We start from the raw sequence: 22,447 nt of genomic DNA on the forward strand, positions 1-22,447 counted from the left end.
CTCCTTTCAGTAATTCGTGCTGTTCAATTAACGGACTTCCAGCTTTTTGTAATGCTCTTCCTGCTTGATCATGTCTTTCAAGCCTTGCAGCTCAAACAGCTGGTCCATCGGGCTCAACTGATCTTGAATCGCCAGAAGCGACCCGGATTCTTTGAGCTGGGCCAGCACCGCGTTCATCGCTTTGACAGCTGCACGCAGGGCCTGGTTGGCATAGATCGTCATCTTGATGTTGTGTTCGGACATGTCGGCCAGCGTGATGCTCGGGTAGGTGGTCGGCACGATGACCAAGGGAGTTTCGGACGTCCAGCGGCGGCTGAACTCAAAGATCTCGCCGGGGTCTTTTTGCTTGGAGTGGATCAAAACCAGGTCGGCGCCCGCATCGTCATACGCGGCTGCCCGCTCCAGCGCTTCTTCCATGCCGTGGCCGGCGATCAGCGCTTCGACGCGGGCGATGACCACAAAATCAGGGTCTTGCTGCGTGTCTTTGGCGGCGCGGATCTTGGCTGCAAATTCATCTTTTGGGGCCAGCGACTGGTAGCCCGGGATGAAGGAGTTCATTTTAGGAAACACCTTATCTTCTATACAGACGGCAGCGATCCCGGCTTTCTCGTAATCGCGCACCATGCGAATCACATTGTTTACATTGCCAAATCCCGTATCGCAGTCGGCGATGACCGGCAGCGTTGTGGCATCGGCCATCTGAGATGCTGCGTTTAAAAATTCGACCATCGTTAAGATGTTGGCATCCGGCTTGGCGTGGGCGGTCGAGATTTCAAATCCGCTTGCCCATACGGCATCAAAACCATTCTGTTCCACCAGTTTGGCTCCCAGTGCGTTGTGCGCCCCCACCGTTTGGATCACACGCCCCGGCTCCTGCATCATCTTGCGCAACTGTTGTCTTGCGTTCATCTCAATTCCCACCTTTCAGTATTTTACATATAATTTTTGTTTAGGTGTAGAGTATTTACCAATCAATCCAGTTGAAAATTTTCCAAAACTTATCTTGATTATTTTCTGATTATTTATATAATAGAGTAAACGGAAAACTTTTTCAAGGCAGTAAAACTGCTAAATTTTCCGTCTCAAATTAAATATAGAGGGAGGTGCTCAAGCATGATCCGTAACCGCAAACTCGAACCGGTTCCGTTTATCGACGTTCGTGGCGTTGCTGTAACGATGCCGGAGTTCATCGACATCCGCAAGTAACCTATCTTGCTTGTCACTTCTCATCAGAAAGGAGGTGCCCTTTCATGCGTAACCGTGTAGCTGATCCGGTACAATTCGTTGACGTCCGCGGCCTCGTTCTCGAGCGTCCGGAGTTCATCGACATCCGTGGCCTGTAAGCCGTAAAGGGTACACCCACTACGGGAGAGGAGGTGCACCTCATGCAACGTTGGCAACCGCCTGTCGAGTACATCGACATTCGTAAAGAGTACTGGCAAGAACCGGTACAATTCATCGACGTCCGCAAATAAGCGGCTTCTGTCTTCCTGCAATTCTTCATTCGACTTACCGAGCAAGGGAGGTGCTTTTCATGGAGCGCAATCTGCATATGGAACTGCCGTACTTCAACGACATTCGCAAAGGTGAAGTCATGGAGCCGGTTGAATTCATCGACATCCGCAAGAAGTAACATTGGCTAGCATCTAGCATTCTGACGCAAAGGAGGTGTAACACATGGAGCGCAACCTGTATATGGAACTGCCGTACTTCACCGACATCCGCAAGGATCTCGTAACCTACCCGGTTGAATACGTTGACATCCGCAAGAAGTAATTGCCCTGAAAAATGAATTGTAACGTAAAGGAGGTGCACACCATGGAGCGCAACCTGCATATGGAACTGCCGTACTTCAACGACATCCGTCGCGGCCTCGTTCTCGAGCGTCCGGAATTCATCGACGTTCGTAAGTAGTATTTTCGTTACATCCAGAAAGGAGAGGACTTCCTCTCCTTTCTCCTGATTTTAAGCGCTAAAGGAGTGAACCACCGTGCAAGAAAAGATGCTTCCGTTTCTGTATCGTCTGGCCCTGACCTCTGATAAAAAAGATGAAAGCCTGGTCCAGGAGTACCAAAGCATGCAGGAAGAGCTCAAGAAGATTGCCAATGACAACAAGATGCTGGTACCGATTCTGCAGTTGGAAGAATCGATGGGGCTGCACACCGAGTTTACGGAGCGCGTTCGAATTCGGGCGGCGCAAGATGAGCTGTTTGCCGAAGTGGCGAAATTGTTGAATGACAACGGCGTGACTTATATCCACATCAAAGGCAACGCCATGAAGAATCTGTACCCGGAAAATTGCTTCCGCCAGATGGGCGACTATGATATGGTCGTGCCGAACATCGATGAGTTCTGGAGATTGATCACGCTGGTCGAGACGCTTGGGTTCGACTATCAGAACGCGCCGTCGATCGGTGAGTTTAACGGAGAAGTGGTTGGGGTTGGCGGGTTTTACAAGAAGATCGATGAGACCTGCATGCTGGAGCTGGAAGTCAGCGTCGGTTCGTTTACCATGGGCTTTACGAGCTGGTTAACTGGAGATTTTTGGAGCGAAGCGCGGACGACCGAGGTAAATGGCGTCCCGGTGCCGATTCCATCGGCCGAAGATATGATCTTGATTCTGACCGGCGAATCGATTGGCAACAACATCTTCCGCCTGCGCGATGCGGTCGATCTGCATCTGCAGCTGCAAGCGCCGGGCCTTGATTTTGAAAAATTGGATGCACGTTTGAAACGCCATCATCTGGATATGGAATTTTATCTTTTGGTGCAGTACTATGAGCAGGTTTCCGGACAGAAATCAAACATCCCCGGCTTTATGCTCGAGGGTTCTTCCAATAGATTGTTCAGCAAGCAAAACGTGTTTGGCAAGCAAAGCGAATTCCGCAAGAAGCTCTATCATTACATCCCGTACAACGTGGATCATGAAGGCTTGTTTAAAGCTCTGTTGATGGAAGTTCTCAACGTCTACCGCAACAAGCTGACCTTCTGGGCGATGCGGCGTAAACACTTGAAGCTGGTGCGCAGCCTGGAAAATGTGTTCCCGGTGTTTGCCCGCTACAAAATGCGCATTCTGGCCCATCTGATCCCCGTTCCGAGCGGTACGCCGGGCGCGTATGCCTGGATTCGCCTGCGCGGCAAGATGGTCGTGCGCACCCCGATCGGCTGGTATGTGGCGAGCTGCTTCGGGCTGGAGACGCGGGAGGAACTCCTGGCCCTCGACGCGGCGATCGCCGAGCACTGCGCTGCGGCGAGCGGGGAGTGAGTCCGGTGAGCACACCGCTTGCCGGGGCAACTCCGGCTGAACGTCCCAAGTCGCTGTGGCAGAACCGCCAGTTTTTGTATCTGTGGGTCGGCACCTTGTTTTCCGGGCTGACTTTTCACATCTACACGCTGGGCCTGCCCTTGATGATCTATGACCTGTCGCACTCGACGCTGGCGATGAGCTCGATGGCGGTGATGAACATGCTGCCGTATGTGCTGTTTGGCATGCTGGCCGGCGTGATCGTCGACCGCCTCGACCGCAAGCGGGTGATGCTGGTCGCAGTGGCGATGCAGATAGCGATCCTGCTGCTCTTGTTTACGCTGCTGACCACCGGCGCGGCACATGTTTGGGTGCTGTACATGCTGGGCTTTTGCCTGACCACGTTTGGCTATCTGTTTTCCAATGCGTCGACGAGCATCGTGCCGCTCTTGATCGATCGTGAGCAGTATGTGTCGGCCAACGCGACGATCAATTTCTGGGGCACGGTGATCTCTTCGCTGGGGCCGGCCATCGCCGGGAGCATGCTGGTGGTGATGAACTACCGCTACGGGATCTTGATCACCGTCGGCGGCTTCCTGCTCCTCTTTTTCTTCACGTCGCTGATGAAGGTGCCGGTCGCGGAGAAGCCAAAAGAGGTGACGGAGCGCAAGACGACGATTCGTGAAGAGATGAAGGAAGGCTGGCAGCAGCTGCTCTTGACCCGCGAGCTGTTCATGATCACGATCCTGATCCTGGCGGTGAACTTTGTGACCTCGTTTGCCGGGGCGGTCATCGTCTTCTATGCGCTCGACAAACTGCATCTGGCCTCCAGTTCGCTGGGACTGGTCTTGTCAGCATCGGCGCTCGGCAGCCTCTGCTCGACATTTGTCGCCAAGCCGAGCTTGAAGTGGGGCCGGCGCGGCAAACTGCTGGTCGGCGCGGTGCTGACGTCGGCGCTTGGGCAGTCGGTGCTGTTTTTCTCCTCGCATTGGCTGGTCTTGGCGGCGGGGCTGTTCATTTTGGGCGCTGCGTCGACGTTCTCGAACATCCACATCCACACGATTCGCCAGGAAGTCACGCCGAACCACATGCTGGGCAGGGTGGCGGGCACCACGTCGATGTTGGCGCGGGTGGCCGCTCCGATCGGGTTGTTCCTCGGCGGGTTGTGCGGGGAATATATCCCGGTGCACTTTATCTTCCTGACCGCCTCGATGATGTTTTTGAGCTTGGCGCTGCTGTCGATGAAAAACAAACTGCAGGAAATTACTTGAATGTCGTCAGGTTTTGGGCGGCATTTTTTGTTTGCCATCTGTCGAAAAGAGTGATATCTTCGAAATAATTCAAAATCCTGTAAATTCGAGAGGTATTAACATGGGAAAAAGGAAACGTGCGTGGCGCTGGACAGCAACAGCGGTCACGGCGGTGTGTCTGTTGACTGGCATTCCGGGTTCCGCTGGGGCGGATGAGGAGATCAATCTGACAGTAAAAGCGGGCTTTGACGGTTCGTTTAAAGCGGGAACATGGACCGTGATGCAAGTGACGCTTGAGAATAAAGGCCCGGATTTTCAAGGCGACGTACAGATCGTGGAGAAAGCTTCCACCACACGGTCGAACAGCGGGCATTACGGCACCTACCGCAAGCCGGTGGTGCTGCCAAAAGGGACAACCAAGAAAGTGCTGATCGAAGTGCCGTCCGGGTACCTCGAGGTGCCGCTCACCGTGCAGCTCGTCGACGCGGAAGGCAAGGTCGAGGCAAGCCACAGCCCCGGCATCACGTCACCGATGGAAAATCAGCTGCTGATCGGGGCGATCGCAGCGAAAGAGTCCGATCTGGCGTTTCTGACCAAGACGGCCGGCCCCGGCATCGGGGACCAGGTGTATGTGCGCGAACTCGACGGCACCAATCTGCCGGAGCAGGCCGATCTGCTGGAGTCGCTCGACGTGTTGGCGGTCAATCATGCGCCGAAGGAAAAACTGACGCCCGAGCAGATCGCGGCGATCAAAGCATGGGTCGAAGGCGGCGGCAACCTGCTGCTCGCCGGCGGCGCGCAATATGCGGGCGGGGCCGGGCTGTTTGCCGATCTGTCGCCGGTGACGGTGAATGGCACAGAGGAGACCAGCGACCTGTCAGGGCTGGAAAAGCTGGCCGGGCAGAAGCCGAACCTGGGCAAGCTGACCGTGACCAACGCTAAGCTGAAACCGGAAGCGCAGATCATGGCGCAGGCGGGGGACCTGCCTCTGATCGCCTGGCAGCAGGTCGGCGCAGGCAAGGTGTTTTATGCGGGCTACGACTTGAGCGTGGAGCCGCTCGCTTCCTGGGCGGGCAATGAGGAGCTGTGGAAGCGGGTGCTGACTGAGCGGGCATCGGCATCTGTGCAAAAGGTGCAGTTTAATCCGGGCTATCAGCTGTCCAATCTGGCGGGCACGGCGGGAAACTTCCCGGACCTGGTGCCGCCGATGCGGACGATGGCGCTGGCCTTTGGTGTGTACGTGCTGATCGCGGGACCGGGACTGTATCTGTTCCTGCGCCGCAAGAACCGCCGCGAATGGGCGTGGGCGCTGATTCCGGCCACGTCGATCGTCTTTGCGGCCGGCATTTTTGGATTTGGCTCCTTGGAGCGCGGCTCCGGGCCGATCGCACAGACGCTGGCACATCTTCAACTGAAAAGTGAAGATGTCGCCAAGGTGCAGGCGGCGGCAGCGTTTGTCGTCCCCAGCGGCGGCGACTATTCGGTGGAAGCGGCGGCAGACGGGCGGATCGCGCCGCTCAACCCCAATTTTTCCTTCAATGAAAATGGCCCGTCTGCACAGGTGGTGCAGGAAGGCGCGAAGCACTCGGTCGCTTATGAAAATGTGGAGTATTTCTCCTCGCGCGAGGCGGATGTGTCGGCGACGGTCGGCGGGCTGGGGCTGGTGACCAGCGATCTCAAGCTGGATGATGCGGGGCGCATCAAAGGGACGCTGGTCAACAAGACCAAGCTGGATCTGGAGCGCGTGTATCTGCTCGTCGGAGCGTCTTCGTTTGCGGTCGGCGATGTAAAAGCAGGAGAAAGCAAGACGATCGATGTGGCCTTCCAATACACGGCGCCGTCTTCGGGCATGGCGATGCATCAGACGCTGCGCGACAGCTTGGCCGGATTTAATCATACCCAGTTCGGTCCGTCGCGCGACATCGAAGCGGATCGCCGTGGGGTGCTGCTCGACTTTGGGCTGCAGCCGACCAGGTTGGGACAGGCCGAAGTGGCCATGATCGGATTTAGCAAGAGCCCGCTTGACCTGTACACGATCGACGGGGAGCAGGCGCGCACCGAAACGCGCTCGCTGGTCACGCAAAATCTGTCGCTTGAGCACGGCACGGGCCAGGTGAAATGGCCGCTGGGGATGGTGCGTCCGAAGCTGATCAACGCAGAGGGCAACGTGGTTGTCAACCAGATTGAACTGATCCTGCAAGGCGGCTCGATCGACCTGGAGTTCAATTTGAAACAAGCGCCGGGCTTGGTGGTGGACAAGGCGCAGATCGACCTCGACGAGTCGATGTATGCGTTGCTGAAAAAACGATATTTCAATTGGAAGACCCAGTCGTGGGAGGAAGTGAGCGGGAAACTGCTGACCGATCTGTCCGCAGCCGACTTGCAGAAGTACATGTCGCCCGATGGGAAAGTGCGGGTGCAGTTGCAAGGCGACTCGCAATTGGCCAGCGGGCCGTTCCTGCATTTCCCGAGCATGGGCGTGGAAGGGACGGTGTCGCCATGATCCGCACGGTAGGACTGACCAAGCGATATGGCTCGTACAAGGCGGTCGATGACCTCAACCTGCATATTGAGCAAGGCTCTTGTTTTGGATTTGTCGGGCCAAACGGTGCGGGGAAATCGACGACGATGTCGGTGCTGGCGACCTTGCTCGAACCCACGTCGGGACACGCGTATGTCGGCGGGTATGATGTCATCGAAGAGCCGGCGAAAGTACGTCAGCTGATCGGGTATATGCCAGATTTCTTTGGGGTGTATGACAACTTGACGGCGGTGGAATATCTGGAGTTTTATGCCGGGGCGTATCAAGTGCCAAAAGAGAATCGGATGGCGCTGATTCAGGATCTGCTGGAACTGGTCAATCTGTCGGGCAAAGCGGATGCGTATGTCGACACGCTGTCCCGGGGGATGAAACAGCGGCTGGGACTGGCCCGCTGCCTGATTCACGATCCGCAGGTGCTGATCCTCGATGAACCGGCTTCCGGTCTCGACCCGCGGGCGCGGATTGAGATGAAGGAGATCTTGAAAGAGCTGAAGGGCATGGGCAAGACGATCCTGATCTCTTCGCACATTTTGCCGGAGCTGGCCGAGATGTGCGACACGATCGGCATCATCGAGCAAGGCAAGCTGATCGCGATGGCGCCGGTCGATCAGATCGCCGCGCAGGTGGCGGGACACCGCGTGCTGCGCGTGCGGATGCTCGACCGCATGGAAGAGGCAGCAAGGCTGTTGGAGCAGTCGGAGCTGGTCACCCGAGCCGAGGTGGAAGGGAATGCGGTGCTTGTCACGTATACGGGCGATGATGCCGGGCAGGTCATCCTGCTGTCCGCGCTGGTGCAAAACGGGCTGCCGGTGCTGTCCTTTGCCGAAGAAGCGGGCAATCTGGAAGAAGTGTTCCTGACGGTGACGAAAGGGGTGGGGTCATGATCCAACGATTGTTGTCGCTCGACTTTGTATCCAATCCGATCCTGCTGCGCGAGTTTCGCGCGCGGATGCGGACGCCGAAGACGGTGGTGCTGCTCTGTCTGTATCTGGCTGTGCTCGGGGGCTTAACGATGGCGTTTATCTTTGTCTCCAATCTGGGCAATGCGCTGCGTCCGGGGGAGAATCGCTATATTTTGCTGGCCGTGGCGATCATCCAACTCGTCTTGCTGGCGTTTATCGCGCCGGGGCTGACGGCGGGGGCGATCTCCGGGGAGCGGGAGCGGCAGACGCTGAACATTTTGCTGACGACACATCTGTCGCCGTTTAAGATCTTGTTCTCCAAGCTGATCTCTTCGATGGCGTTTATTTGGCTGGTGCTGTTCTCGACGTTGCCGTTGTACGCGATCGTTTTGCTGCACGGAGGCGTGGCGCCGGTGAAACTGCTCTACATGTTTGGCTTCTATCTGGTCGTGATCGTGTCGTTTGGCGCGATTGGGCTGTTTTGCTCGACGTGGTTTAAGCGGACGGGCGTGGCGGTGGTCGTGTCGTATCTGATCTCGCTGTTTTTGCTGGGCGGGACGGCGATTGCCGGTGAGATGATCAACGTGTTTCTGTCCGCCTTGAGCGGGAATTACGGGTCGCGGCCAAGCCTGGTCTATATCACGGCGCTGAACCCGGTGATGAATATTTGGCAGATTTTTGAGCCGAACACGTACATCTTTACCTTGTACCGGAGCAACAACCCGCTGATCATGCCGGCGTGGCTGTATTTTTCGGTGGTCTATCTGATCGGGGCGGTGGTGCTGATGTGGCTGTCCGTGCGGTTGTTGACGCCGGTCAAGCGCCGCATGGGCGACAAGATCAAAGACAAGAAAGAGGCGGCCGAATGATTCCGCGCGAACTGATCACCGGTTTGAACCCGGTGCGGCGGCGGTTGTGGATTCGGCAGTCGATCTATAGAACGGGCTTTGGCGTACTCGGCGGTCTGGGGGCAGCATGTTTGCTGCTTCTGATCGCCCGTTTCGTTCCTACGCTCAGCAACGAGCTGTGGGCGGGCGGACTGGTGCTGCTCGGTGCGATCGCTGGCGGGGTGTGGAGCGTTCTGACGCCGCCGACCTATCAGCAGGCGGCGAAGGCGGTCGACCGCTACGGGCTGCAGGATCGGGTGAGCACGGCGCTGTCGTTTGCGGAGGAGAGCTCGCCGATCGCGGCGCTGCAGCGGCAGGAAGCGGTGGAGATGCTCTTGAAGCTGCGCGGGGAAGCTGCGCAGATCGTGAAGTATGAGCTGCCGCGCAAGGCGGCCGGTGTGATGCTGGCGCTGGCGCTGCTGATGACGACGCTGACCGTGTGGGACAATCCGCTGAATCTGGTGGCCAAAGAGCGCCAGACGGTGCAGAAGGAAGCGGAGAAAGCGGCGGAGGAAGCGAAAAAGGCGCTGGCTGAAGCGAAGCAGGACGCGAAGTTGAGCGAGCAGGATCAGGCGAAGCTGGATGCGGCGGAAGAGAAGCTGCTCGAAGAATTGAAGGAAGCCAAGACCCGGGAAGAGCTGGAGCGGGCGCTGGCGAAGGCGCAGTTGAAGGTGAAGTCGCTGGAAGACGAGCTGGCAGCGCGGGAGAAGGATCTCGCCAAGGCCGGAGAGAGTCTGGCGCAGTCGGAAGCGGCGAAGAAGCTGGGCGAGGCGCTGCAGAAGATGGATGCGCAAGCGGTGCAGGAAGCGCTGGATGAGATGAAGGAGCAGTTGGCGTCGCTGACCGATGAGCAGCGCAAGCAGTTGGCCGAAGCGATGGCGAATGCGGGCGGGCAGGCATCTTCTCAAGAGCTGCAGCAGGCCTTCCAAGCGGCGGCGAATGCGCTGCAGCAAGGCAATCCGCAGCAGATGCAGAATATGCTCGGGTCGCTCGGCGGCATGCTGAACAGTTCGACATCTCAGCAGACAGCAGGGCTGCAGCAGTTAGGGGCGGCTCTCGCCCAAGCGGATGGTTCGCCTGGCGGCGTCTACGCTGACGCGGGCGGGAATGGCTCGCAGAACGGGAACGGTTCGCAGAATGGGAACGGTTCGCAGAATGGGAACGGTTCGCAGAATGGGAACGGTTCGCAGAACGGAACTGGTTCGCAGAACGGAAATGGTTCACAGAACGGAAATGGTTCACAGAACGGAAATGGCTCTGGAAATGGGAACGGCTCTGGAAACGGGAACGGCTCTGGAAGCGGAAACGGCTCTGGCAATGGAAACGGGTCTGGAGGAAATGGCTCGGGTTCCGGCGGCTCGGGCTGGGGCAACGGCGCGGGCGGCCGTGAGACGATCATGGTGCCTGCCGGGAAATTTGGCGTCGGCGAACAGGGCAACGACGCAGGCGGCCCGCTTGGGCAAGGCTCCGGCGAGATGATCTCCGGCAGCGGCCAGGTGACGCCGGGCGTCGTCCGCCCGTACGAAGAGGTATACCGCGAATACGCAGACTACGCCCGGGAAAGCGTGGACCGCAGCTCCCTTCCTTTAAATGAACAGGAACTGGTGCGCGATTATTTTTCGGAGATCGCTCCGTAGGAGGTACTGGATTGATGCTGGAACAACTGCAAACGCAACGCGATCGCATGAACGAAGTGCAAGGCAAGATCGGACGCCAGGTCATCGGGCAGGAAAGCGTGGTCGAACAGGTGCTGTACTGCATCCTCGCTGGCGGCCACGCCTTGCTCGAAGGGGTGCCGGGATTGGGCAAAACACTGCTCGTCCGCACCATGGCCGACGTGATGGAGATGCAATACTCGCGCATCCAATTCACCCCCGACCTGATGCCCGCCGACATCGTCGGCACGGAAATCCTCCGCGAAGAGCCGGGTGTAGGCATGAAATTCGTCTTCCAGCACGGGCCGATCCACGGCAACCTCGTCCTCGCCGACGAGATCAACCGCGCGACGCCGAAAACGCAGTCCGCTCTGCTCGAAGCGATGCAGGAAGCGGCCGTCACCGTCGGCGGACAGACGCGCCAACTGCCCAAGCCGTTTTTTGTCCTCGCCACACAAAACCCGCTGGAACTCGAAGGCACCTACCCGCTGCCGGAAGCGCAGCTCGACCGCTTTTTGCTGAAGATTCAAGTGCCGTTTCCAACGCGCGATGAACTGCAGCAGATCGTGCAGCTGACCACCGGCGCAGCGCAAGAGACACTCACGTCCGTCCTGACCGGCGAAGAGATTCTCCACCTGCAGGCGACCGTCCGGGAGATGCTGATCACCCCCGAGCTGGTCAATCAGGTCGTCGAGCTGATCTTCCGCACCCAGCCCGACCAAGACGGCGCGCCCGATGAAGTTCGCCGCTATGTCCGCTACGGAGCAGGCCCGCGCGCGGCGCAGGCGATCGTCAAAGTCGCCAAAGCGCGCGCTTTTCTGCAGGGACGTTTGAACGTGTCGGGCGAAGACATCCGCGCCGTGGCCGTGCCCGCGCTGCGCCACCGCATCGGGATGAACTATGAAGCGGCAGCCGATCAGTACACGGTCGAACAACTGATCGAACACCTGCTGCAGAGCGTGGGCTTATGAGCAATGGGTTGCTGACGCCTGCGTTTCTCACCCGCCTGGAGCGGCTGCGCTTGCAGGTGCGGGAGCTGCCCAGCCACCGGGGCGGGGCGCGGCGTTCGAAGCAGCTCGGCGCTTCAGTCGAGTTTGCCGAATACCGACCGTACTTGCCGGGCGACGACCTGCGCCATCTGGACTGGCGGGCGTACGCAAGGCTCGGACGGCTGTTTCTGAAAACATTTTTTGACGAGCGCGACGTGCTGCTCTACCTGATGGTCGACGCCTCGCGCTCGATGGACTACCACGGCAAATTAGAGCAGGCTCAGCAGCTCGCTGCTGCGCTTGGCTACCTCGGGCTGGCCGAAGAGGACCGCGTCGAAGCGCTGATCTTCGCCGACCGCGTGCGCGGCAAGCTGGAACGGCTGATCAGCAAGCAGTCGGCACCGCGCCTGTTCGCGATGCTGCAAGGGGCCAAGGCGCTGGGCGAAGGCACGGAAGGATCGCTGGACTGGCTGACCCGCGCCGGAATGCCGACCGAGCCCGGCGTAGTGGTGATCTTGTCCGATTTTCTGCTTTCCGACGGGTATGAAGAGGCGCTCAAACGCCTGCAGGCGGCCCGGCACCAAGTGGTGGCGGTGCAGATCTTGTCCCGCGAAGAGCTTCATCCGGGCTTCGCAGGCGACCTGCACCTGCTCGACAGCGAAAGCGGTAAGGGGCTCGACGTGGCCTTGTCGCCGTATGTGGTTGGACAGTATCGGGAAGCGGTCGCCGCGTATACGGCGGAGTTAAGCGAATTTTGCCGCCGCCGCGGGATGTACCATGTGCTCGTCCCGGCGGAGGAGAGCTTGGAAGAGGCGGTGTTTGGCCGCCTGCTGCGGACGGGGGTGATCGGACGATGAACTGGATGTCACCGTGGATGCTGTCCTTTCTGGCGGCGCTGCCGGTCATCGTGGTCTTGTACCTCCTGAAGCGGACCTATGAAAAAGTCACCGTGCCCAGCACCCTGCTCTGGGGGCAGGTGCTCCGCGAGATGGAAGCGAACCGGCCGTGGCAAAAGCTGCGCCGCAATCTGCTGTTGCTCCTGCAATTGCTGTTGGCGCTGCTGCTCGCTTTGGCGCTGGCCCGCCCCGCCTTATACGGGGAAGGGCCGGTCGCCGAGCACACGATCATCGTGCTTGACCTCTCGCCCTCGATGGCAGCCACAGGCCCGGACGACACGCGTCTGGAAGCGGGCAAGAAAAAGGTAAAAGAACTCATCAATCAACTGAATCCGCCGCAGCGCATGACCTTGATCGCGATGGGCCAAGAGCCCCGCGTGCTCGTCTCCGGCAGTGACCGGGCAGAGCTGGCCAGCCGTCTCGACACGGCGGCGCAAGAGTACGGCCTTGCAGACTACGAAGGCGCATTGTCCCTCGCCGCCGCCTTGTCGGTGCAGGAGCCGAACAGCGATGTGCGGATCTACTCGGACGGCAACTGGGGTATCGACCCGGCACTGCTGCCGAAGTTTGGACGCCAGCCGACGGTGGAAACGCTGGACGTGCAAGCCAACCTCGGAATTTACCACGCCGCAGGTCTGGTTAGTGGCAGCGAAGGGCAACTGGTCGCCACGGTGAAAAACGACGGTGATCAGCAGGTGTCCGCCGACGTGGAAGTGCTCGACGAGCAAGGTCAGGTGCTGGACGCCAAACAGGTGCAGCTCGCAGCGGATGGACAAACGCCGCTGACCTGGACCCATTTGCCAGCCCAGACCTATTATGAAGTGCGGCTCGGAGGGCAAGATGCGCTGGCAGCAGACAACCGCGTGACCGTCCTGCCGCAGGTGAGCAAGGCGAAAAAAGTCTGGCTGAGCACAGCGGGCAACGTCTTTCTGGAAAAAGCGCTCAGCATCGGCGGCAACACCACCGTCGAGCGCGGAGCCGACCCGGATCTTCCGCCGGAGGATGCGGACCTGTACGTCTATGACGGCGTGCTGCCTATAACATGGCCGAACGGGGCCGTTTTGCTCGTCAATCCGCCGCAGGGCGAAGGCATCTTCAAGTCGGGCAGCCTGCTCGAACCGGGAAAATTGCAGGCTGTGCAGACCGACTCGCCGCTCCTGCAGCATATCGAATTGGAGAAAGTTCACCTGAAAGCGGTGCGCCAACTCGATGCGCCGGCCTGGCTGCAACCGGTCGCCAAAAGCGGCGACACGCCGATGCTGCTCGCCGGTGACAACGAGGGGCGGCGCGTCGCGGTGCTGGCGTTTGACTTGCACCAGTCCGACCTGCCGCTCTTGCCCTCGTTCCCGATCCTGATCAAACAGCTCAAAGAATACCTCGCGCCCGCATCGGGTACGGCGATCGGCCAAGTGACGGCAGGCGAACGCATCGCGCTCCTGCCGCCCGTCCGCGAGCAGGGCTGGACGGTCACCGATCCGAGCGGAGAACAGACGAGGGTGACCGGCGAGATGATCGAACTTGGCTTCAAGCCTGCACTTCCCGGCCTTTACCGCTTCCAAGGCAAGACGGAACGCGAGGTCAAACTGCTGGCCGTCACCCTGCCGGAAGCGGAGTCGAAGCTGGACGCGCAAAAAGCCGCCTTGCCAACCGACACCACCGAAGAGCAAGGAGCGGAGCGGCAGGCGCAAAGCGGGCAGTATGAGATCTGGCGCTGGCTGGCTCTGCTCGCTCTGCTCGTGCTGTTTGTGGAATGGGGGGTGTACAAGCGTGGGATTTGATCTGATGCACCCTTGGTGGCTGCTGTTGCTCCTGCCCGCCGCCGCTGCGATGGTCTGGTGGTACCGGGGGGAGCGCCGGCTGCTCGGAGCGCGCAAAAAAGCGGTCGCCGCTCTGCGCTCCCTGATGTTTTTGCTGCTGATCCTCGCCGTGGCAGGATTTACCTTAAAAGCGCCGGTCGACAAGCAGGAAGTGGTGTTTGTCGTCGACGAGTCGAAGAGCATCGCCTCGCAAAAGCAGGCGGTGGCGTTCGTCGAGGAGGCGATCGGCGTCAAGCAAGCGGACGATGCTTTTGCCATCCTCGGCACAGGCGAGCGTCCGGCGGTGGAATATCCGCTGAGCGTGGAAACGCCAAACGCGCTGGAGCTTGGCGGGGTGCCGAATAAGAATTTCACCGACCTCGCAGCGGGCCTGCGGCTCGCGCAAGGCCTGATCAACACCGGCTACCAACCGCGCGTCGTCCTGCTCTCCGACGGGGAGCAAAATCTCGGCGATGCGGTGCGCGAAGCCGGTTATCTGAAAGAGCGCGGCATCCAAGTCGATGTCTCCTACCTGAAGCGCGAAGTTGGAGCTGAAGTGCTCGTCAAAAACGCATCGGTACCGGCGACGTTATACCAAGGGGAAACATTCACCTTGACCGCCGTCGTGGAAAGCACGGTTGCCACGCAGGCGACTTTGCAGATCTACGAAGACAACAAACCGATCGCCAAAAGCGAGCTGCAGGTGCAAAAAGGGGAAAGCCGCCTCTCGATTCCATTGCAGGCGACCGATTCAGGTTTTCACCGCTACCGGGTGGAAGTGCTGCCTGGGCAAGACACCGAGCCGGTCAACAACACGTCGTACGCGTATGGCGACGTGCTAGGTAAATCGCCCGCGCTGATCGTCGAAGGCGAACCTGGCGACGCCAAGTGGCTGTCCGAAGCGCTGCGTGCCGGACAGTTCCCGTTTCGCACCGCGACGGCCGCCACGATGCCCAAGACGCTCGAAGACCTGTGCCGCTACTCGGTGATCGTGCTCGCCAACGTGTCCGGCGTGGAAATCCCCGAGAGCGTGCAAAAGCAGATCGAAAGCGCCGTGCGCGATTTTGGCGTCGGCTTGATGATGACGGGCGGCGACGATTCGTTTGGCCTCGGCGGGTATTTTGACACCCCGGTCGAGAAAGCCCTCCCCGTCTACATGGACCTGCGCAACCAGCAGGAGATCCCGTCGCTCGGCCTGATGCTCGTCATCGACCGCTCCGGCTCGATGGGCACCGACAAGATGGAGCTGGCCAAAGAAGCGGCACGCCGCTCAACCGGCATGCTGAAAGCGCAGGATACGCTGGGCGTGCTGGCGTTTGACACCACCAACTGGTGGGTTGTCGAACCGACGAAGGTGACCGACCCGAAAGAGCTGCAGGATAAAATTTCGGGCATCGCCGCCAACGGAGGCACGTCGATCTATCCGGCGGTGGAAGAAGCATTTTACAAGCTGGAAGACCTTGAGACCAAGCGCAAGCACATCATCCTGCTCACCGACGGGCAATCGCCCGAAGGCGATTATGATGGGCTGACCGCACGGATGCGGGAAAAAGGCATCACGATGTCGACCGTCGCCGTCGGGCAGGATGCGGACACGGCGCTATTGGAAGGCTTGGCAGAAAAGGCCAAGGGCCGTTTTTATTCGGCCGTCGACTCGCAAAGCGTCCCGATGATCTTCTCGAAGGAGACGGCGCTGGCGGGCAAGACGTACATCGAAGACAATCCGTTCACGCCGGGCATCGGGCAGTCGAAAGAGCTGGCCCCGCTGTTTGCCCAAGGCCTGCCGCAGATCAACGCGCACATCGCCGTCACGGAAAAAGAGACGGCCGACGTGGTGCTCGCCAACCCGAAAGGCGAGCCGGTGCTGGCCCGCTGGCAATACGGCTTGGGGCGCTCTGTCGCCTGGACGTCAGACGCCAAAGGGGTCTGGTCCAACCAATGGGCGGCATGGAGCGGATCGAGCGCGTTTTGGAACCAGCTGATGACCTGGCTCCTGCCGCAGTATCAGACCGATGCGTTCGACATGCGGGCAGGCATCACCGGCGGACAAGGCGAGCTGTCGATTCGCCTGCAGGAACCTCTGGCCGCCGGTGCCGTGCTGAAGGCGCAGGTGATCAGCGGGGACGCGACACAGGAAGAGGTGCCCTTGCTGTTGAAAGCGCCGGGCGAGTATGTCGGGCAATTTAACGCCGACCGCCCCGGCACCTACCTGATGTCGGTCGTGGAAGAGCAGAACGGTCAGGTGCTAAATGCGGCGTCCTCCGGGATCGCCGTCGCTTACTCGCCGGAGTATGACCTGCCGAAAAACGGACAGGAGACGCTTGCCGCCATCGCTCAAGCGGGCGGCGGACGGGTGCTGAACGACCCGGCTGACGTGTTTGCAGCAGACCTGCCGCCGAAATGGTCGGCACGTGACCTGTCCTACCTGCTGCTGCTGCTCGCCGCCTGCCTCTGGCCGCTCGATGTGGCGCTGCGCCGGATCAGCTTCTCCACCGCCCGACTGACGGCGTGGAGAGCAGCTCGGCAAAAAGCGAAGACGGAGCGGACGGAGCAGAACCGGGAGCAGCAGAAAGTGCAAAGCTCGTCGATGCAAGGGTTGAAACGCAAAGCAGAAGGGGCTGCCGAACGCCGCACCGGCCAGTTGGCGCCACCGCCTGTCAAAACGCCTACGCAGACGCAGCAGGCTGCACCGCCCGAACCTCCCAAGCAAGAGGAAAGTTCGACTGTGTCGAAATTGCTGGACAAGAAACGGAAAAAATAGGAAGTCAAATGTGAAGAGGAGGCAGATGCCTCCTCTTTTTTGTTCGTATAGAGGTTTTTAGTTATTGAAGTTGTATTATTTAATATATAGAACGACTTATAGTTTGTAATCAGTATTCAGGATGGACGGAGGAAGAAAAAACATGGCGGATACATCCACGATGTTCCATACACTTGTCGACTTGTTGCGCTGGCGGGCTGTCGAGCAGCCGGAGCAGTTGGCTTATACATTTTTGCTGGAAGACGGAGAGCAAGCAGCGTACACCTATCAGGAAATTGACCGCAAGGCGCGGGCGCTCGGCGCTGCTCTGCAGGGGATGGGAGCGGCGGGGGAGCGCGCGCTGCTCTTGTACCAGCCGGGGATGGAGTATCTGGTCGCCTTTTTCGGTTGTTTATACGGCGGCGTGCAGGCAGTCCCGGCCTATCCGCCGCGCCAAAACGGCAATCTGGATCGCCTGCAGGCGGTGGTGTCCGATGCGTCGGCCCGCTTTGCGCTGACCACGTCGGGCATTCTGCCGGGCATTGCCAAGCGGTTTGCCGACACGCCGGGCCTGTCCGAATTAAAGTGGGTCGAGACCGATACTTTGCCGGCCGATCTGTCGTCTAACTGGGTAGAGCCGGTGATTGGCAAGGATTCCCTTGCCTTTTTGCAATACACGTCAGGGTCGACATCCGCCCCGAAAGGCGTGATGCTCAGCCACGGCAACCTGTTGCACAATCTGGCGCTGATTCACGAGCGTTTTGGCATCACCAAAGAGACGGAAGGCGTGGTCTGGCTGCCTCCGTATCATGATATGGGCTTGATCGGCGGGATTTTGCAGCCGTTGTACGGCGGGTACCACATGTCGCTGATGGCGCCCGTCTCGTTTATCACCAAACCGCTGCGCTGGCTGGAAGCGATCTCCCGCACCGGGGCGACGCTCGGCGGCGGGCCGAATTTTGCGTACGAGCTGTGCGTGCAAAAAATTACCCCGGAGCAGCGCGACACGCTTGATCTCAGCAAGTGGGAGAACGCGTTTACCGGAGCGGAGCCGGTGCGGCATGAGACCTTGCAGAAGTTCGCGGAGTATTTTGCGCCGGCCGGGTTTCGCAAAGAGGCGTTTTATCCGTGCTACGGCTTGGCGGAAGGGACGCTGTTTGTCTCCGGCGGCGTGAAGCAGGAACTGCCGGTCGTGCGGGATTTTGACGGCGAGTCGCTGGAGCAGAACAAGGTCGTCCTGCTGGAGACGGCGGATGACACGACGCGGACGCTGGTCAGCTCGGGGCGCGTTGCGCTGTGCGAGCAGAACATCGCGATCGTCAACACGGAGACGATGGAGCGCGCGGCGGAGCACGAGGTCGGCGAGATCTGGGTGTCCGGGCCTAGCGTGGCGCAAGGGTATTGGAACCGCCCGCAGCAGACGGAGGAAACGTTTGGCGCGTATCTGGAAGTGGAAGAAGCAGGGCCGTTTTTGCGGACGGGCGATCTTGGATTCCTTCATGACGGCGAGCTGTATGTGACAGGCCGGCTGAAAGACCTGATCATCATCCGCGGACGCAACCACTATCCGCAAGACATCGAGTTTACGGTTGGCGAGTGCCATCCGGCGGTCGCAGCGGGCGTTGGCGCTGCTGTGGCGGTGGAGATCGAGGGCGAAGAGCGGCTGGTCATCGTTCAGGAGATCGAGCGGGCGCATCGCAAGTCGAACTTGGAAGAAGTGACGACCAGCATCCGCCAGGCGGTGGCGAAGCATCACGAGCTGCAGGTGTATGCGGTGGTGCTGATCAAGCCGGCCAGCATCCCCAAAACCTCGTCAGGCAAGATCCAGCGTCATCTGTGCAAAGAGAGATTTTTGCACGGCGGGCTGGAAGTGCTCTTGCAAAGCTCACTGGATGGCAGAACGGCCAAGGGCGACGGGCAAGAGACGGAAGCGGCGGAATTGAACGGTGAGCAATTGCTGGCGATCGCAGCGGAAGACCGCCAAGCGGCGCTGGAAGCTTATTTGTTGGAAAAAGCGGCCGGGGTGCTGAAAATTCATTCGAAGCAGCTGTCGACCGACCAGTCGTTAAATGCTGTGGGCCTCGATTCGCTGATGGCCGTCGAGCTGAAAAACGAAGTGGAAGAGGGCTTTGGGGTAGTGCTGCCACTGGCACGCCTGCTTGACGGGCCGAGTGTTTCGGAGTTGGCAGAAGTGGTATTGGCGCAGGTAGAAAATACAGAACCTGCCCAAGAAGCGACCGAACTGCCTGACCTTGCCGAATCCAACCAACTCTCCTACGGCCAGCGTGCTTTGTGGTTTATGCAGCGCCTGGCTCCGGAGTCGACCGCCTACAACATCGCCCGTGCTGTGCGCATTCCGGGCGAGCTGGATGTGGCGGCGCTGAAGCGGTCATTTGAGGTGCTCCTGCGCAGACATCCGCAACTGCGGATGAACTTTGTCATGCAGGACGGGGAACCGGTGCAGAAGGCGCAGGAGTACAACGTGGCGTATTTTGTAGTGGAAGACGCAAGCAGCGCAAGCGAAGCGGAAGTGACCGCACGCTTGGCTTCCTACGCTAATCGCCCGTTCGATCTGGAGCAGGACTCGCTGATGCGTGTTTACCTGTTGCAGCGCTCCGAGCAGGAGCACGTTTTGCTGCTCGTCATGCACCATATCATCGTTGACTTCTGGTCGCTGGCGGTGTTGGTCAAGGAACTGCGTGAACTGTACCCGCAATTGAAGCGCGGCGATCTTGTCGAGATCGAAGTCGAACAGCCGCAGCCGGACAGCTACCGTAGCCATGCAGCTCGTCAGGCTGCGATGCTCGCCGGAGCGAATGGCGACGCCTCGCTCGCCTACTGGAAACAGCAGCTCGGCGGCACCTTGCCTGTGCTGAACCTGCCGACCGACCGTCCGCGCCCGCCGGTGCAGACGTACAACGGCGCCTCGCACAGCTTCCGCGTCGCCGGCGTTGTGACCCGCAAGCTCAAAGAGCTCGCCCAAGCGAACGGCGCCACCCTCTACATGGCGCTGCTGGCAGCCTACCAAGTGCTGCTGCACCGCTATACCGGGCAGGATGACATCCTCGTCGGATCGCCAACGGCCGGCCGCAGCAGCGCGAAAGACGCCCAGACGGTGGGCTATTTCGTCAACCCGGTCGTCCTGCGCGGCGATCTGTCCGACCTCCCGTCGTTCCGCGAGTTCCTGCAACAAGTGCGGGGCACCGTGCTGTCCGCGCTGGATCATCAGGAGTACCCGCTGCCGTTGCTGGTGGAAAAATTGGCCCCGAAACGCGACCTGAGCTACCCGCCGCTGTTCCAAGCGATGTTTGTTTTGCAAAAATCACACCTCGACAACGACGGCCTGACCGCGATGGCGGTGCAGGATGCAGGTGTACGAGTGGACGGCGAACTTCCTCTGGAAGGCTATCCGCTCCCGCAGCAAATGGCACAGTTCGATCTGACGCTGACCATGACCGAGCATGACGGAGAACTTCTGGCTGCGTTCGAATATAACACCGACCTGTTTGACGCTGCCACGATGGAGCGCATGTCCGGCCATATGGCCCAACTGCTCGGCGGGCTGACCGAAGCGCCGGAGCGGAGCGTCTCCGAACTGCCGATGCTCACCGCGTCTGAGCGCGAACAGGTGCTGTACGGCTGGAACGATTTTGACGCCGATTTCACGCTGGAGCTTGCCGTGCACCAACGCTTCGAGCAGCAGGCGGAACGGACACCGCATGCGATTGCGGTGGCGTTTGAAGAGCAGTCCTTGACCTACGCCCAGCTCAACCAGCGTGCCAACCAACTGGCACACCACCTGCGCAGCTATGGCGTCGGGCCGGAAGTGCTGGTCGGGCTGTGCGTCGAGCGTTCGCTGGAGACGATCATCGGCGTGCTTGGGATCTTAAAAGCGGGCGGGGCGTACGTGCCGCTCGACCCGACCTATCCGCCGGAGCGCATCGCATATGTGATGGAAGATGCAAAAGCTCCCGTCCTGCTCACCCAGGAAAAATACCTCCCGACCTTGCCCGAGCAAGCGGCGAAAGTGATCGCGCTCGACAGCGACTGGGACAACATCGCCCAAGAGAGCACCGCCAACCCCGACAGCGGTGCGGCATCCGACAACCTTGCGTACGTCATCTACACCTCGGGCTCGACCGGACTTCCGAAAGGCGTCCTGATCGAACACCGCAACGTCGTGCGCCTGATCGACGCGACTGAGCACTGGTTCCATTTTGACGAAAAAGATGTCTGGACGCTGTTCCACTCCTATGCGTTCGATTTCTCGGTCTGGGAGATCTGGGGCGCTTTGCTCTACGGCGGCAAACTGGTCGTCGTGCCGTATGGCAGCAGCCGCGACCCGCAGGCGTTTTACGAGTTGCTCGTCAAAGAGCGCGTCACGGTGCTGAACCAAACGCCGTCCGCGTTCCGCCAACTGCTGGCAGCGGAAGAAGCGCGTGGCGTCTCGGGCGATCTCGCCTTGCGCTATGTGATCTTTGGCGGGGAAGCGCTCGACCTGCCTAGCCTGAAACCGTGGTATCAGCGTCATGGCGAGCAGACGGTGCTGGTCAACATGTACGGCATCACCGAAACCACCGTCCATGTCACCTACCGCGCCTTGACTCTGCAGGATGTTGAGTCGGCGACCGGCAGCGTGATCGGCGGGCCGATCCCCGATCTGCAAGTCTACCTGCTCGACGGGCAGGGACAGCCGGTGCCGATTGGCGTGCCGGGCGAGATGTATGTCGGTGGGGCGGGGCTGGCCCGCGGCTATCTGAACCGCGACGAGCTGACCGCTGAGCGTTTTATTCAAAATCCGTTTGGCCCGGGGCGGCTCTACAAGTCGGGCGACTTGGCGCGCTTCCAGCCGGACGGGCAGCTGCAGTATCTCGGCCGGATCGATCATCAGGTCAAAGTGCGCGGTTTCCGCATCGAGCTCGGCGAGATCGAAGCGGCGCTGGAACAGCATCCGTCCGTTCGCGAAGCCCTCGTGCTGGCGCGGGAGGATGAGCCGGGCGAGAAGCGCCTCGTCGCCTACTTCGTGGCCCGCGAAACGCTGACCGGCGGCGATCTGCGGACGCATTTGAAAGACCGCCTGCCCGAGTATATGGTGCCGTCTGCGTTCCTGCAGCTGGACGCGTTCCCGCTGACCGGAAACGGCAAAATCGACCGCCGCGCCCTGCCGGCGCCGGAGAGCGGACGCCGCGATGTCAGCACGCAGTATGCCGCGCCGAAAAATGAACTGCAGCGGCAACTGGCCGAGGTCTGGCAGGAGGCGCTGGGGGTGGAGCAGGTCGGCATTTACGACAACTTCTTTGACCTCGGCGGGCATTCCCTGTCGCTGGCGAAAGCGCATCATCTGATTCAGGAAAAGCTCCTGCGCAAGTTTTCGATCGTGGAGATGTTTAAGCATCCGACGATCGACGCGCTGGCCGGCTTCTTGCACGGCGATGCAGCGGAAGCGGAACCGCAGCAAAAGGCGGAGCAGCTGCGCGACAAGGCGAATCGCAAGAAGGAGGCGCTGAACAGACAGAAACAGTTCCGAAAAGACAGGAGGAAGTAAT

12 protein-coding genes are annotated in these 22,447 nt (G+C 59.8%); 11 read left to right on the plus strand and 1 reads right to left on the minus strand.

The window, feature by feature from the left end; translation table 11 throughout:
* Positions 1–27: 27 nt before the first annotated feature.
* A complete protein-coding gene (gene aepX, locus CBW65_RS17965) occupies positions 28–909 on the minus strand; it encodes a phosphoenolpyruvate mutase (RefSeq protein WP_087458003.1) in 882 nt (293 codons plus the stop codon).
* A 1,081-nt stretch (positions 910–1,990) separates the two neighbouring features.
* Here aepX and CBW65_RS17970 point away from each other — a divergent pair.
* The 11 genes from CBW65_RS17970 (at position 1,991) to CBW65_RS18020 (ending at position 22,446) form a co-directional block, all read left to right on the plus strand.
* Complete coding sequence (locus CBW65_RS17970; RefSeq protein WP_087458004.1) at positions 1,991–3,265, plus strand: nucleotidyltransferase family protein; 1,275 nt, start codon at positions 1,991–1,993, stop codon at positions 3,263–3,265.
* A 5-nt stretch (positions 3,266–3,270) separates the two neighbouring features.
* The gene (locus CBW65_RS17975) at positions 3,271–4,515 is read left to right on the plus strand and encodes an MFS transporter (RefSeq protein WP_157722037.1); all 1,245 of its coding nucleotides are present in this window, start codon (positions 3,271–3,273) and stop codon (positions 4,513–4,515) included.
* A gap of 100 nt (positions 4,516–4,615) precedes the next feature.
* Positions 4,616–6,997, plus strand: coding sequence for a DUF7408 domain-containing protein (locus tag CBW65_RS17980; protein WP_087458006.1), 2,382 nt, complete (start codon positions 4,616–4,618; stop codon positions 6,995–6,997).
* A complete protein-coding gene (locus tag CBW65_RS17985) occupies positions 6,994–7,920 on the plus strand; it encodes an ABC transporter ATP-binding protein (RefSeq protein ID WP_087458007.1) in 927 nt (308 codons plus the stop codon). Before CBW65_RS17980 ends, CBW65_RS17985 begins: the two co-directional genes overlap by 4 nt.
* Positions 7,917–8,807, plus strand: coding sequence for an ABC transporter permease (locus tag CBW65_RS17990; RefSeq protein ID WP_087458008.1), 891 nt, complete (start codon positions 7,917–7,919; stop codon positions 8,805–8,807). Before CBW65_RS17985 ends, CBW65_RS17990 begins: the two co-directional genes overlap by 4 nt.
* The gene (locus CBW65_RS17995; RefSeq protein ID WP_087458009.1) at positions 8,804–10,462 is read left to right on the plus strand and encodes a hypothetical protein; all 1,659 of its coding nucleotides are present in this window, start codon (positions 8,804–8,806) and stop codon (positions 10,460–10,462) included. Before CBW65_RS17990 ends, CBW65_RS17995 begins: the two co-directional genes overlap by 4 nt.
* 14 nt (positions 10,463–10,476) lie before the next feature.
* Positions 10,477–11,451: an AAA family ATPase gene (locus tag CBW65_RS18000; protein ID WP_087458010.1), complete on the plus strand. Its 975-nt coding sequence runs from the start codon at positions 10,477–10,479 to the stop codon at positions 11,449–11,451.
* Complete coding sequence (locus CBW65_RS18005; RefSeq protein ID WP_087458011.1) at positions 11,448–12,326, plus strand: DUF58 domain-containing protein; 879 nt, start codon at positions 11,448–11,450, stop codon at positions 12,324–12,326. Before CBW65_RS18000 ends, CBW65_RS18005 begins: the two co-directional genes overlap by 4 nt.
* Positions 12,323–14,143 carry a vWA domain-containing protein gene (locus CBW65_RS18010; RefSeq protein ID WP_087458012.1) on the plus strand — a complete coding sequence of 607 codons (1,821 nt, stop codon included), beginning with the start codon at positions 12,323–12,325 and terminating at the stop codon, positions 14,141–14,143. Before CBW65_RS18005 ends, CBW65_RS18010 begins: the two co-directional genes overlap by 4 nt.
* Positions 14,133–16,922 carry a VWA domain-containing protein gene (locus tag CBW65_RS18015; protein ID WP_198299646.1) on the plus strand — a complete coding sequence of 930 codons (2,790 nt, stop codon included), beginning with the start codon at positions 14,133–14,135 and terminating at the stop codon, positions 16,920–16,922. Before CBW65_RS18010 ends, CBW65_RS18015 begins: the two co-directional genes overlap by 11 nt.
* A gap of 142 nt (positions 16,923–17,064) precedes the next feature.
* Positions 17,065–22,446, plus strand: a complete 5,382-nt coding sequence (locus tag CBW65_RS18020; RefSeq protein WP_198299647.1) for a non-ribosomal peptide synthetase — start codon at positions 17,065–17,067, stop codon at positions 22,444–22,446.
* The last annotated feature ends 1 nt before the right edge of the window (position 22,447 follow it).

The organism is Tumebacillus avium (assembly GCF_002162355.1).
GTDB lineage: Bacteria > Bacillota > Bacilli > Tumebacillales > Tumebacillaceae > Tumebacillus_A > Tumebacillus_A avium.

Coding starts and splice junctions, on each gene's coding strand:
- aepX (WP_087458003.1), bottom strand. CDS start 909: ATGAACGCAAGACAACAGTTGCGCAAGATGATGCAGGAGCCGGGGCGT.
- CBW65_RS17980 (WP_087458006.1), top strand. CDS start 4,616: ATGGGAAAAAGGAAACGTGCGTGGCGCTGGACAGCAACAGCGGTCACG.
- CBW65_RS17985 (WP_087458007.1), top strand. CDS start 6,994: ATGATCCGCACGGTAGGACTGACCAAGCGATATGGCTCGTACAAGGCG.
- CBW65_RS17990 (WP_087458008.1), top strand. CDS start 7,917: ATGATCCAACGATTGTTGTCGCTCGACTTTGTATCCAATCCGATCCTG.
- CBW65_RS17995 (WP_087458009.1), top strand. CDS start 8,804: ATGATTCCGCGCGAACTGATCACCGGTTTGAACCCGGTGCGGCGGCGG.
- CBW65_RS18000 (WP_087458010.1), top strand. CDS start 10,477: ATGCTGGAACAACTGCAAACGCAACGCGATCGCATGAACGAAGTGCAA.
- CBW65_RS18005 (WP_087458011.1), top strand. CDS start 11,448: ATGAGCAATGGGTTGCTGACGCCTGCGTTTCTCACCCGCCTGGAGCGG.
- CBW65_RS18010 (WP_087458012.1), top strand. CDS start 12,323: ATGAACTGGATGTCACCGTGGATGCTGTCCTTTCTGGCGGCGCTGCCG.
- CBW65_RS18020 (WP_198299647.1), top strand. CDS start 17,065: ATGGCGGATACATCCACGATGTTCCATACACTTGTCGACTTGTTGCGC.